The sequence below is a fragment of the Bacillus massiliglaciei genome, from assembly GCF_900098925.1.
In the GTDB taxonomy this organism is placed as follows: Bacteria; Bacillota; Bacilli; order Bacillales; family DSM-1321; genus Peribacillus; species Peribacillus massiliglaciei.
The window spans coordinates 690561-704425 of the sequence record NZ_LT622360.1 but is presented as its reverse complement, the minus strand read 5'-3'; the positions used below and the strand labels follow the sequence as shown (position 1 = coordinate 704425).

At 41.7% G+C, this 13865-nt stretch carries 12 protein-coding genes; 1 reads left to right on the top strand and 11 read right to left on the bottom strand.

Annotated elements, in window-relative coordinates:
- Positions 1 to 41: 41 nt before the first annotated feature.
- Together BQ4305_RS19965 and BQ4305_RS19960 are read right to left on the bottom strand one after the other, a co-directional pair.
- Positions 42 to 1118, bottom strand: a complete 1077-nt coding sequence (locus BQ4305_RS19965) for a BMP family lipoprotein (RefSeq protein ID WP_110929474.1) — start codon at positions 1116 to 1118, stop codon at positions 42 to 44.
- Positions 1119 to 1228: 110 nt separating this feature from the next.
- Entirely contained in the window at positions 1229 to 1954 is a 726-nt protein-coding gene (locus BQ4305_RS19960; protein WP_110929473.1) for a GntR family transcriptional regulator, read from the bottom strand.
- Positions 1955 to 2226: 272 nt separating this feature from the next.
- Between BQ4305_RS19960 and BQ4305_RS19955 the strand changes: the two genes are divergently transcribed.
- The gene (locus BQ4305_RS19955; RefSeq protein WP_110929472.1) at positions 2227 to 2520 is read left to right on the top strand and encodes a DUF6509 family protein; all 294 of its coding nucleotides are present in this window, start codon (positions 2227 to 2229) and stop codon (positions 2518 to 2520) included.
- Positions 2521 to 2843: 323 nt separating this feature from the next.
- Here BQ4305_RS19955 and BQ4305_RS19950 read toward each other — a convergent pair whose 3' ends face one another.
- The 9 genes from BQ4305_RS19950 to dpaA all read right to left on the bottom strand — a co-directional run bounded on the left by BQ4305_RS19950 (position 2844) and on the right by dpaA (position 13797).
- Positions 2844 to 5204: an FtsK/SpoIIIE family DNA translocase gene (locus BQ4305_RS19950; protein WP_110929471.1), complete on the bottom strand. Its 2361-nt coding sequence runs from the start codon at positions 5202 to 5204 to the stop codon at positions 2844 to 2846.
- A gap of 166 nt (positions 5205 to 5370) precedes the next feature.
- A complete protein-coding gene (locus BQ4305_RS19945; protein WP_110929470.1) occupies positions 5371 to 5589 on the bottom strand; it encodes a YlzJ-like family protein in 219 nt (72 codons plus the stop codon).
- Positions 5586 to 6317 (bottom strand): ClpP family protease, encoded by a 732-nt coding sequence (locus BQ4305_RS19940; protein ID WP_110929469.1) that lies wholly within the window; start codon positions 6315 to 6317, stop codon positions 5586 to 5588. The genes BQ4305_RS19945 and BQ4305_RS19940 overlap by 4 nt, the downstream gene beginning before the upstream one ends.
- 248 nt (positions 6318 to 6565) lie before the next feature.
- A complete protein-coding gene (locus BQ4305_RS19935) occupies positions 6566 to 8230 on the bottom strand; it encodes a ribonuclease J (protein WP_234397009.1) in 1665 nt (554 codons plus the stop codon).
- 626 nt (positions 8231 to 8856) lie between these two features.
- Positions 8857 to 9729 (bottom strand): 4-hydroxy-tetrahydrodipicolinate synthase, encoded by an 873-nt coding sequence (gene dapA, locus BQ4305_RS19925; RefSeq protein WP_110929467.1) that lies wholly within the window; start codon positions 9727 to 9729, stop codon positions 8857 to 8859.
- A 32-nt stretch (positions 9730 to 9761) separates the two neighbouring features.
- The gene (dapG, locus tag BQ4305_RS19920; RefSeq protein ID WP_110929466.1) at positions 9762 to 10982 is read right to left on the bottom strand and encodes an aspartate kinase; all 1221 of its coding nucleotides are present in this window, start codon (positions 10980 to 10982) and stop codon (positions 9762 to 9764) included.
- 85 nt (positions 10983 to 11067) lie between these two features.
- On the bottom strand, positions 11068 to 12123 hold the full coding sequence (gene asd / locus BQ4305_RS19915; protein WP_110929465.1) for an aspartate-semialdehyde dehydrogenase: 1056 nt from the start codon (positions 12121 to 12123) through the stop codon (positions 11068 to 11070).
- Between the two features lie 181 nt (positions 12124 to 12304).
- Positions 12305 to 12898 (bottom strand): dipicolinate synthase subunit B, encoded by a 594-nt coding sequence (locus tag BQ4305_RS19910; RefSeq protein WP_110929464.1) that lies wholly within the window; start codon positions 12896 to 12898, stop codon positions 12305 to 12307.
- Positions 12895 to 13797, bottom strand: coding sequence for a dipicolinic acid synthetase subunit A (gene dpaA / locus BQ4305_RS19905; RefSeq protein WP_110929463.1), 903 nt, complete (start codon positions 13795 to 13797; stop codon positions 12895 to 12897). Before dpaA ends, BQ4305_RS19910 begins: the two co-directional genes overlap by 4 nt.
- Positions 13798 to 13865: the final 68 nt, after the last annotated feature.

Below are 13865 nucleotides of genomic sequence, written 5' to 3'. Positions count from 1 at the left end.
AGAGGGCACAACGCCCTCTTTCTTTCTAGTGAAAGCTATAATTAAAATTTCATTTTTTTGAATTCTTCATCTGTGGCTGGGACTACTAAATCTCCTGATTTAATCTTCTCTGTCCATTCTTCAACCGCTTTTAAAGATTCTTCGGTAACATTGTCTTTTGTATCAGCAATGCCGACACCATTCTCTTCAATTCCGTATTGAATGACTTCTCCGCCAGGGAAGTTCCCTGCCTTCGTCTTTTCAGCAAGGTCCTTTACGGCAATATCCACGCGCTTAATCATAGAAGTAAGCGTTACATTATCATCCGTTCCCGGAACGTCACCCAATTTAGCTTGGTCACTGTCCACACCGATGACAAAGATTTCTCTGTCCGGATCTTTTTGCTTCTGCTCTACTGCCTCTGTGAAGACACCTTTTCCAGTTCCGCCTGCAGCATGATAGATAATGTCAGCTCCTGAAGAGTACATAGAACCGGCAGTTGATTTACCGATATCCGCTTTATTAAAGTCACCGGCATATTTCACCTCAATCTCTGCTTTCGGGTTAACTGAAAGGACACCTGCTTTGAAGCCTACTTCGAATTTTTTAATCAATTCTGATTCTACCCCGCCAATGAAGCCGACTTTATTTGTTTTTGTCTGAAGGCCGGCAATGACACCCACAAGGAAGGAGCCTTGCTCCTCTTTAAAATTGATGCTTGCAACGTTATCTTTATCAACAACAGTATCTACAATAGCAAATTGAGAATCTGGTCTTTGATCAGCAACTTCAGCTACTGATTCAGCCAGAAGGAAACCGATTCCATAGATTAAATTATAATCTTCACGTACTAATGTATTCAGGTTCTTGGCATAATCGGCATCTGATTTAGATTGCAGGTAATTGAAGCCATCTTTCCCTTTTTCCAAATCATTTTCCTTGCCAAATTCCTGGATTCCTTTCCATGCGGATTGGTTGAATGATTCGTCATCTACACCGCCTGTATCAGTAACCATGGCCACCGTGAAATTATTTTTCTTTTCAGATCCGCTTTCTTCTTCTTTGTTACCACAAGCGCCTAAAATTGTTCCTGCAGCTAAAACAAGTGATAATGCCAGGCCAAATTTTTTCTTCTTCAAGAATTTTACCCCCTAGTACAGAAATTTTCAGAGTAGAAGTGTTCTGAAAAGTAAATAATGTTTACGTTTCCACAGCGTTTTAAAAATTTTCGGCAGCCTGAACGGCGGATTCAAACTCTCTTGCGCACAACATGGAAACTGAACATATTTGCTTTAAAGTAGTTTACAGAATAAAGGACTGGCTGATCTCTGTCATCGAAATGCATCTGTTTTAGTACAAGAAGCGCTGAGTCCGGCGAACACTCTAAGATAGGCGAAACCTTTTCGTGATATCCAATCGGTTCTATCTCGGCAACAGCATGGGTAATTCTTCGATGCTTATCCTTTTCCAGCATATCAAATAAAGATTCGTCATTCTTCTTGAAATTTTCCGAAAAATAAGATTCTGGAATTTTATCCATGCAATAAATCACGGGCTTGCCATCTGCCGTGCGGACTCGTTCGATTAAAACAATTTCTTCATCTCGCTGACAGCCAAATCTCCGCATATCCTCTTCTGCAGCCTGCTGAGTCGATGTCTTTAAATAAATCGTACCAGGTTTCATGCCTGCCTCTTCAATCATCTTTGTGACACTGGTCAAATTCTCGATGCCTGATGAAAAACGAGGTTTCGGATTGATAAATGTACCGACACCATGCTTGCGCAAGATGTAGCCTTCTTCCTCCAATATCCGCAGCGCTTCTCTTAAGGTTGCCCTGCTGACACCCAATTTTTTGGCTAGTTCAAATTCTGAAGGCAATTTCTCATTTTCCTGATAAAGCCCTTTTTCAATGTCCTGCTTCAGATGATCGATCACCTGTAAATATAAATGCCGACTATCAGACTTAATAGACATGCAAGCTCCCCCAACGATTTTCTAAAGACATCAGACTTCTGATGTATAACAATTCTACTAATCGAAAATAATATAACACTTTTTAAAATATAAATAAATAGTGTTTTGTTATTTCAGTAAAAAAAGAATATTCATATATTCCATATAAATCTGATAATTATCCATAATTGGGAAAACGTTTAAAAAAGCTTTCCTTTTCCTCCGATGGCTCTTTCCCTCGTTCCCTAACTTAGGTATAATGTATGATATCTGTTTTGAAGGGATGAAAAATCATGCTGTCTTTATTAGAATATAGTATTGAAAAATTAGAGGATCCGTTTGGAATTTTATCCGGAGACCGATACGAATATATGATTGACTTTTCTGTTTCTGAGGATGATGAGCTTTATTCTGAAAAAGGATTATATATCCGTCTTATCTATTTAGTTGGCGAAGGACAAAAAGAAATTGTTAAATATGATATTCATGAAAGGGACAGTGAAGAAATTCTTGACTTTGACCTTGATGAAGAAGAGCTGGCTATGCTCGATTCCTTTTGTTTCAGCCATTTATCAGAAGCAGAGTAACGACAAAAATAAAAAAATCAAATTTCTCTATGTGAAATTTGATTCAGAGTGTAGACAAACTCGCAAATGCCCGAGTTTGTCTACACTCTTTTCTTTTAAAATAGAATGATGTAAATAGCACGGGAAGATTGGAATGCAGGGTGCTTGACTCTAAGGAGAATTGCAGAACAGGTAAGACCCAGTAAGAGCGATCAGCGATGCGCCGGCTCACCGCGGCTCTCGGAAAGCAAGTGCCCAGAGCAGAAATCAACGGATTTCACCCGCAATTTCGGTCCCCAAAATGACACAAGACATCGAGAGGGATGTCTCTCAATGCCTTGTGGTTAGGAAGTATGGAGTTCTCCTCCTCCTTCTTTCGGGACCAAAACAATTCTTGGCTTGCTTCCTTCATAAGGTCCTACAATGCCCCTAAGCTCCATTTCATCTATCAGCCTTGCAGCCCGGGTATAGCCAATTCTGAAACGCCGCTGAAGCATTGAAACTGAAGCTGTCTGCATTTCGATAATTAAAGAAACAGCTTCCTCATAAAGATCATCTTCCACTTCCCCTTTTGCCGTTTCAGGTACATCATCAGGAATCATATCCTCGTTATATTGCGCCTTTTGCTGTGAAATAACGTATTCTACAACTTCTTCTACTTCCTGATCCGACAAGAATGCACCCTGAACACGAAGAGGCTTAGATGCGCCGACAGGCAAAAATAGCATATCTCCCCGTCCAAGAAGCTTCTCTGCCCCGCCCATGTCCAAAATGGTTCGGGAATCTGTCATGGAAGAAACGCTGAATGCGATACGGGAAGGGATATTTGCTTTAATTACGCCGGTGATGACATCTACGGAAGGACGCTGAGTAGCGATAATCAGATGAATTCCGGCAGCCCGTGCCATTTGGGCAAGCCGTGTTATAGCATCCTCAACATCCGAAGAGGCAACCATCATTAAATCGGCAAGCTCGTCTACTATCACGACAATATAAGGAAGAAGAGGCTGCTTTTCGTTTTCTGCCTTGTTCATCCGGTTAATATAATCGTTATACCCTTCAATATTCCTAGTGCCCGTATGAGAAAATAATTCATACCGTCTTTCCATCTCACTGACAACTTTCTGAAGGGCCTGCGCGGCCTTTTTCGGATTAGTCACTACCGGAGCTAGCAAATGCGGGATTCCGTTATATACATTAAGCTCAACCATTTTAGGATCAATCATCATCATTTTTACTTCATGCGGTTTTGCTCTCATTAAAATACTTGTGATGATTCCATTAATGCAGACTGACTTTCCGCTCCCTGTAGCCCCGGCCACAAGCAGGTGGGGCATCTTGTTCAGTTCCGCTTTCACCGCTTCACCTGAAATGTTTCTGCCTAATCCTATCTGCAGTTTTTCGTCCGGCTTATCAGCCTCTTTTGCTTCAAGAACTTCCCTTAAGGATACCATTGCAATTTCCGAATTTGGGACCTCAATTCCAATCGCAGACTTTCCTGGAATCGGTGCTTCCATTCGGATATCCTTTGCCGCGAGGGCTAGGGCCAGGTCATCCGAAAGACTTACAATCTTACTGACCTTAACGCCGACATCGGGATGAACTTCGTACTTTGTTACAGCAGGACCCAAGTGAACCTGCGTCACCTTAGCTTTTACTCCAAAACTTTGAAACGTTTTTTCCAGCTTGGCCGCATTTTCATGTATTAAGCGATATTCACCGCTTTGATCGGTTTTTCTCGGCTGATTGAGCAAAGAAAGAGACGGCAGCGTATAATCGACATTTTCTACTTCTGTGAAATTCATTTGAGGAGCCAAATCATTCTGTCCATCATTAGATGAATCTGCTTCTTCCTCATGCTTTGTTTCCTTTTGAATGCGATATCCGGTCTCTTCTTCCGGATATGCCATATCCGAAAAACTGGATATAATAGGCTCGGAAACTACCGGTTCAGTATTTTCTTCCGCTTGCGGCGATACATCCCCGTTATCTTCTTCATCAGCCGGTGAACGTCTGGAAGCCCTTCTGTTTGCTCTTTTTCCAACCGTTTTCTTGGTTTTTCTTTCTTGTTTCCAGTTTTTCATATCATCTAAAAAGGCTGACCACTGTCCCTTAATAACCCCCCCAGACTTTTTGAAAAATTTGCCAAGGGTATCTCCTAAAGAACGGCCCGTCAGCAAGACAAAGCCAACTACTATAAAAAGGAAAGCTGCGATTTTCGATCCGGCTGCATCAAAAAGAAAATAAGAAGCGGCAAACAATACAGCTCCTATCATTCCGCCGCCGAGATCCGTAGAACTTGTTTCCCCTTGAATCTCCATTTTATAAAGCTCGAATGTATTGGCAATGACACTAGGCTTTGTAAAGGGACCGCCTTCTGAAAGATTATTGAATAATGTCACATGACTCAAAAGCAGCAAACTCGCTATAATAAAATATAAGCCAACCAGCTGCCGCTTTAATAAATAGGGCGTAGCTCGTTTAATCATTAAATAAAACCCGAGAATCAGCATACCTGCCAAAAATAATATATACCATTCACCCATGAAGAAACGCACAAGTGAAACGATTCCGCGACCTACTGCACCAAGCTTTGCAAGCGCAATGATGGTTAATCCCAATACGGCTAAACCTATCAGTTCATATTTTAACGTTACTTTTAATTTATCCGTACTTGCCTTTCCTCTTTTTTTTCTCTTTGCCATACTATCACACCTTAACTCTTCATCATTTACATCATAATCGGACAGAAATCCTGAACCGAATATCTTAAAAGTATTCTCTAAAACGGAAGAAAGCAGCCGAACGGCTGCTGTTTTCGATTTTGTTCATTATATCATATTTTAGCTCAGTTGGACTTATTTTCTATTTTCATGAATAAAACAATGGAATCGTTTTTCCAGGCTGAATATGGTGATGCAGGAAATCTGCCGGGTCTGTGCTTAATATGCGTTCAATCCGAAGAGACTGGCCGCCATCATGTTCTACCTGAACAGGTATACCGCCCAGCTGAATTTCAAATAAATTCTGCCGCATCTCCGGCTGATCCTCAAAAATCATTTCCTCAGGTATGATCGTATACAGCGTCATTGAAGCAGTCCCTCCTCATCATTCTTGACATTCATCAGTTCATTCAATTTTCTGATGGCCTGCCCGACTCCGCCCACTTCGTCAATAATCCCTTCTTTTACAGCTTCTGTTCCTACCACATTTGTTCCGATATCCCTTGTTAAATTGCCTTTGGCAAACATCAGTTCTTTAAAGCTTTCTTCGGACACTTGAGAATGATCTGTAACAAACTTAATCACTCTGTCCTGCATTTTATCCAAGTATTCAAAGGTTTGCGGAACTCCAATCACAAGGCCGGTCAGGCGAATTGGATGAATGGTCATGGTGGCCGTTCCTGCTATATAGCTATAATCGCAAGAAACAGCAATGGGGACCCCGATGGAATGGCCTCCCCCAAGGACAATCGACACGGTCGGTTTTGAAAGGGAAGCAAGCATTTCAGCAATCGCCAGTCCGGCTTCTACATCACCGCCAACTGTATTTAAAATGACAAGCAGTCCTTCTATATTTGGATTTTGTTCAATTGCTACAATTTGAGGAATGACATGCTCATATTTTGTTGTCTTATTTTGCGGCGGAAGCTGCATATGACCTTCGATCTGTCCAACGATTGTTAAACAGTGAATCTTAGAATCCTGGGACATTTGAGGAACATTCGTACTGCCAAGCTGCTGTATTTTTTCCATCAAGGTAGAATTTTTGCCTTCCTGGCGGTCATCCCCTCCATTTGGCAATGGTGTTTTATCCATTTTCTAAACCCCTTTCCACACTAAGTAATTTTAGTATGTCACCGGCCGGATACTTCATTCTTATAAAAGATAAAGACATTTCTTAAATCCGGGTGTACTGACCATAAGCTCTCTATACAGCACATTTCCAAAAAGCTGACGCCGACCTTCAGCAAACAGCCGTTCATTCCGATTTCAAATAGGAATAAAAAAAGCCAATTTTATCGAAGGGAAAATCCCCCCCCATAAAATCAGCTTTGCCGTCAGTTTTATATTTCCATAATAATTGGCAAAATCATTGGGCGGCGCTTTGTTTTTTCGTAAAAGAACTGGTTAAGAGAATCGCGCATTTCCTGCTTCAATGTTGCCCAGTCAAATGGCTGACGGCTTCCATTTTCCTTAACGATGGCAGTAACTCTTTCAGAGGCTTCCTCCATAAGTCCTTCAGATTCCCGAACATACACAAATCCTCTGGATATCATTTCCGGTCCTGCTACAATGCTTTTATCCTGCCTTTTTAATGTCACAACAACAATTAAAATCCCATCTTGGGATAAAAGTCTGCGGTCGCGCAGCACAATATTTCCGACATCACCTACCCCGCTGCCATCTATCAGAATATTTCCAAACGGCACTTTGCCTGCTATTCGAATTCCGTCTTTCTTGGCCTCAATGACGTCACCCTTGCTCGCAATTACAATATTCTCCCTTGGTATACCAGCTTCCATGGCGACTTTCTCATGTGCATATAAATGGCGGTATTCACCATGGACAGGAATGAAGAATTTTGGTCTTAATAGGTTAATCATCATTTTAAGTTCTTCCTGGCTTCCATGACCTGTAACATGGACACGCTGACGGTTTGTCACTACATGCGCTCCCACCCTGTACAGCATATCGATTGTTTTTGCCAATGTAAGCTCTCCGCCCTGAAGCGGTGAAGCCGCAATGACTACTGTGTCTCCCTCTTTGATCGTCACTTGCCGATGGGACTGCTTAGCCATTTTTTGCAGGGCAGCAATAGGTTCTCCTTGATGACCCGTTGATAAGATCACAATCTCCTTGTCTTCATAACGTTCAATTTCCTGTACAGGAACAATTAAATCTTCTTCAACCTTCAGATAATCAAGCTTCAATGCCGTTTCATATACCCGCTGAAGACTCTTGCCGACGACAGCCACTTTCCTGCCGCTCGCTGCTGCAGCATTGAATACATGCTGTATTCTGTTAAGGCTTGAAGCAAAACAAGCTGCGATTATACGTCCCTCGGCTTTATAAAAGGTATCTTTCATATTCTTAGCAATAATGGCTTCAGAAGGTGTATAACCTGGCTGTTCTGCTCCTGTGCTGTCAGACAATAAACAAAAAACTCCTTCTTCCCCAAGGCCAGCCATTTTCCCAATTTCAGGCCGGTATAATTCTGAAGCCGCCTGATCAAATTTAAAGTCACCTGTATACACAATGGCACCTTCTCCAGTATGAATGACAATTCCAACTGAATCAGGGATACTGTGATTTGTCCGGAAAAAAGAAACGGCCGCACTTGGAAAACTTAGCAGAGAATCAGACGTTACTTCAATGAATTCTGTTCTGCCATTAAAGCCGTCCCCTTTAAGCTTTGCCTTTATTAAAGCAAGCGTTAATTTTGTACCATAAACCGGTGCTTTTAAATGCTTTAAAATATAAGAGAGCGCCCCAAAATGGTCTTCATGCCCGTGACTGATAAAAATACCGCGTACTCGGTGCCTGTTTTCCTGCAGAAAAGCAATGTCCGGAATAACAGCATCAATGCCGAGCATTTCCTCTTCCGGAAGCATAAGCCCTGCTTCCAGCACGTATAGATCTTCATCGACTTCCACCACATACATATTCTTTCCTAGTTCCCCTTGTCCTCCAAGCGGGATAATCTTTATGCCTCTATTTTCTCTACTCAATCTTACGTCCTCCTTAAACTCGCTGTCCGCTGCATAACAGCAGAAGCTCAGCTGCCTTTAGATTTACTTACTATCTAGTTTCATTGCTTTCTACCTGAATTGAATTACTAATTTCATATAATCCCGTACAAACCAATTGTAACCATTATACCTGATGACTAAAAATGATTACAACAGATACTGCAGAACTGACGAAATTATTATGAATATACAGAATCTATTGAAAGAGGACAAAAGAATCTTTTTCTGTGCCTGACTGATTAAGATCTGAGAGGAAGTCTGGATTTTTGAAAGTTTCATACGCTTCTTTAGTATGATAATAAAGCCAATCGTATGGAGTGGCCGCCATTGTTGACAAAAGGCAAAAAGATGATCATCATCGGTGACTTTTGTCATTTTTCGTTGAATTACATCATTTCGAAAAAATTACTGTTCCTTTAATTAAAGTAGATTGGAAAGCGGCGGCTCCAGCGAAGGAAACAATTATTTACATATTTAAAAGAAAAAAGAGTGTAGGCAAACTCGAAAAACTCAAGTTTGTCTACACTCTGATACCTATCGCATGGATTGATCCTTTTATCCAGTCAAGGCAAGCAGATTTTATATGTAGCTGCTTCCTATCTTATTTAAGAATATTGCTTTAAAATTTCAGTTAAAGCGGTGCGTTCGCCTTCTGTCAATGGCACAATCGGAAGCCTAACTGACCCTACATCAATTCCCTTTAATTGCAGGGCGGTCTTTACAGGGGCAGGACTCGGAGCCGCAAACAGGCCTTTGAATAAAGGAAGGAGTTTTTGATGCAATTCTGCCGCTTCTTTCAGGTTTCCGCTTGTAAATGCCGCAATCATCTCCTGAAGTTCATTCCCGGCTACATGAGATGCCACAGAAATAACACCCGCGCCTCCTATCGCAAGAACAGGAAGAGCAAGACCATCATCCCCGCTGTAGAGAATAAAGTCATCTTCTGTTTCTGCAATAATTTGTGTCATTGCACTCAAATTGCCGCCTGCTTCTTTTACAGCAACAATATTTTCAATCTTAGAAAGTTCGATGATCGTCTCAGGCTCAATATTAACCGAGGATCTTCCAGGAATATTATAGAGCATAACCGGAAGTTTTGTACTTTCAGCAACCGTTTTGAAATGCTGGAATAATCCTTCCTGGTTTGTTCTATTATAGTATGGGGCAACAAGCATAACTGCATCTGCACCATTTTCTTCAGCCTTTTTCGTTAATTCGATAGAAGCATACGTGTTATTGCTTCCTGTTCCCATGATGACGGGAATTCTTTTATCGACAACCTTTACAACATGGCGTAAAAGAGCAAGTTTTTCTTCTGTTGAGAGCGTTGGTGATTCACCTGTTGTACCAGCTAATACAACAGAATCAGTTCCATTCTCAATTAAATAATTGACAAGTGTAGTCGTTTTTTGAAAATCCACATTCCCTTTACTATCAAAAGGGGTAACCATTGCCGTTGAAACTCTACCGAAAATCATATTAACACCTCTTAAACAGCATATTTTAGAATTCATTCTGCGCTTTCTACATGAAGATTAAAAGCATCATGCAAAGAATTAACCGCTTTAACTAAGTCCTGTTCTTTTACCAGCACCCAAATTGTTGTATGGCTGTCCGCAGACTGTAAAATGCCGATTCCATTTTCTGATAAGGCAGTCACAATCTTTGCAGCCACACCTGGAGCGCCTGTCATCCCTGCGCCTACAACGGAAACTTTGGCGCAGTTTTCCTCAATTACAGGTGTATAGCCCATTTCTTTTAATATATCAATAGCCAGTGCGGTCTTATCGTGGCTGACCGTATAAATCACACCATTTGGTGAAATATTGATAAAATCTACTGAAATAGAAGCATTGGCCATTGCTTTAAAAACTTCTGCCTGCAGATTATATTGTTCTTTTTTAGCGCTGACTTTAATCTGTGTGACATTGGGAACGTGAGCAATACCGGTTACTAAGCGCTCTTTAATGTCGGTTCCTTCGCTCCCTTTATTAACACTGGTCACTAATGTGCCCAAACCGTCACTATAAGTGGAACGTATACGGATCGGGATTTTTGCCTGCATGGCAATCTCCACTGCCCGGGGATGAATAACCTTTGCTCCCTGATAGGCCATATTACAGACTTCTGTGTAGGAAACAACTTTTAGCGGTCTGGCATGCTCAGCAACTCTCGGATCCGCCGTCATGATCCCTTCCACATCTGTAAAAATATCAACGACCTCTGCCTGCAGAGCAGCTCCTAAAGCTGCAGCAGAGGTATCGCTTCCGCCGCGGCCCAGTGTAGTGATGTCACCGTTCTTGGCTGCACCTTGAAAACCAGTGACTACTACTACGTCATTCACTTCAAGCTCTTTCAGAAGACGGTCGCATTTCATCTCAATAATTTTAGCGTTGGAATGTTCCTTGCTTGTAAGGAAACCGGCCTGTGCTCCTGTGTATGCCGTCGCCTTCAGCCCTTCCTGCAGCAGCATATCAGTGAAAACCACAGAAGAAACGGTTTCTCCCACTGACATTAATAAATCCACTTCTCTTTTAGAAAGATTTCCTCCGTCTATAAGAGAGAGGAGAGTATCCGTTGCATATGGATCCCCTTTTCTTCCCATGGCAGATACAACTGCAACAACTTTGTATCCATCCTTTAAAGCATGTTCAATATGCCGTTTAGCATGCCGTCTGCTTTCTTCGTCACGAACAGAAGTTCCGCCGAATTTCTGAACGATGATTTTCATAATTACACACCTCAAATTTAAGCCAGCAATCCATAATAAGACTGCTGACCGATCTTACTCTGTATACGAAGTAAACAGAATCCAATTATTTTACAGTAACTAACCCTAATTTCAGCAGGCTCTCTGCAATCTGAACCGAGTTCCATGCTGCACCTTTTAATAGATTGTCTGAAACGACCCATAGATGGAAACCTTTCGCTTCGTCTAAATCTTTTCTGATGCGGCCGACAAAGACATCATTTTTCCCTACAGAAGCAGCAGGCATCGGATAGATCTGGTTGGCTGGATCATCTTCAAGCACAACTCCCGGCGCTTTTTGCATCAGTCCTTGGATATCTGATGCAAGAACTCCGTCATTTTCTATTTCAATATACACAGATTCAGAATGCCCAGTTACTACAGGAAGTCTAACACACGTAGCCGCTACAGACAATTCAGGCATATGCATAATTTTCTTTGTTTCATTTATCATTTTCATTTCCTCAAATGTAAAGCCATTATCTTCAAACTTATCAATTTGAGGAATCACGTTAAAAGCAATTTGATAATGCTTTTCCCCGCCTTTGACTGGAAGAATCTCTGTCTTTATTTCTTTCCTGTCAAGCAAGTCTCTTGCCTGTGTTTCTAATTCAGAAATGGCGGCTGCCCCTGCACCAGACACAGCCTGATAAGTAGACACGACTACTTTTTTCAAGCCATACGCCTGACGAATCGGCTCCAAAGCTGCAACCATTTGAATCGTTGAACAGTTAGGATTTGCGATAATGCCGTTATGGTTTCTTAAATCTTCTTCATTCACTTCCGGTACAACAAGCGGTACATCCGGATCCATCCGGAAGGCACTTGTGTTGTCAACAACAATTGCACCTCTTTTTACGGCTTCAGGCGCAAGTGCTTTGGACACGCTGCCACCGGCGCTGAATAATGCGATATCGATGCCTTCAAAGCTTTCAGGCTTTGCCTCCTGAACTGTGATTTCTTTCCCCTTGAAAGTAACTTTAGTACCGGCAGAACGGGCTGAAGATAAGAATAAAATCTTCTTAATCGGCAGGTCCCTTCCTTCAAGAGTAGAAATCATTTGCTGCCCTACTGCTCCGGTCGCTCCTACAACCGCAATATTCAAACCCAGTGTCTCTGTCATTTGTCCAAACCCCTTTTCAATCTCTGTTTTTTATATTATATAGTCTAAATTGCTATTGGAATATCATTTATTTTATCATATTCATGTGTTAAAGAAACAATCTTTTACGAAATATTCCGCAAGGGCTCCGTATAATCCATTTAATTACAGAAAAATTGTCAAAGGCTGCCTTTCTAAGGCTTCAATCTTTGTACCTTTCAATAATAACAGGCTGAAGCTGTTTTCCCTCTAATGCGGAAATCACCGTATCATATATCAGACTCATCCTTGCTACCATTGAATTTGGTTTATTAAAAGGATCATCCTGGCCGTAAGGCACAAAATAAAGATCCTTAGCACCCATAAGACGCATCAAATTCATCCCATTCAGGCCAAGGGCATCATTGGTAGAAATCCCGAGTACGACAGGGCGATGATTTCTCATCGTTGCTTTTGCTGCCATCAGAACCGGAGATTCAGTCATTGCATTGGCAAGTTTACTCATAGAATTGCCGGTCATAGGAGCAATGATCATACAGTCCAGCGGCAGCTTCGGTCCTAGAGGCTCTGCTTTGACGATTGTATCAATGACATGATGCCCCGTCAATTTTTCAATTCTGTCAATCCAATCCTCACCTTTTCCAAAACGGGTTTCCGTATTTTTCACAGTGGAAGTGACAACAGGTATAACTTCAGCTCCGTCATTCACAATTCTTTCTATTTCAGGAAAAACGATATCATAGGTACAGTGCGAACCAGTTAACCCAAAGCCAATCCGCTTGCCATTTAAGCTCATGATGGATTCCCCCTTTTTTTCTTTGCTTCTCCCTGTAATAAGTCTCCCAAAGCATTGGCTAATATTTTACCCGCTGTCTTCGGGGCGACGATTCCTGGCAGGCTGGGTGCAAGCAATGCTTTGATTCCACGCTTTTCAGCAAAATCAAAATCTGTACCGCCAGGCTTTGAAGCTAGATCGATGATTAAAGTATGAACCGGCATCTGTGCAATAACTTCAGCGCTTATCACAGGATAAGGGATTGTGTTAATGACAATATCAGCATTATTCACTGCCGGCTTTAAATCTTTCAGGCGGAAAGGTTCTGCAGCCATTTCCGTAATTCTCGCAAGGTCTTCGCTTTTTCTGGCACCTACCTTCACTTTGCCTCCCAGTGCCTGAAAAGACCTGGCGACACTCATACCAACCCTCCCTAAGCCCAGCACTACAATGTTCGAGCCATGGATTGTAAAGTCTGTGTGCTGTATAGCCATCATGATGGCTCCTTCTACTGTCGGAATAGAATTGTAAATAGCTACATCATCTCTCTCAAATAATAAAACAAGTTTCCGATTCGCTTCTTTAAATAGAGCATCTAAATAATGGTTGCTGATACCCGAATAAAATACACAATGTTCAGGGGTAGCTGTTATCATTTCTTTTGTAAGTATGACTTCTTCGCTTGAGAAAATCGTTTCTACTTTTCCGTCTTGATCTGTTCCGCGAACCGGAAGAATAATGGCGTCCACTTGAGAAAATGGTACATCTTGCACATTTTCCTTGATGGTTCCTGCAAACGCATGATCCAACTGCTCAAAGCCCACTAATATTAGTTTTGCATCAAGCTCTGTCAGTGTTCTGACCACTTCCAGCTGACGTGCATCCCCACCAATTACAGCGATTTGCATGCCGTTTAGCATTAAACCGTCACCTTCTTTTTTAAATGAATCCAATGAAATATTTTATGTTTTTTTCTTATCTTCTTTTT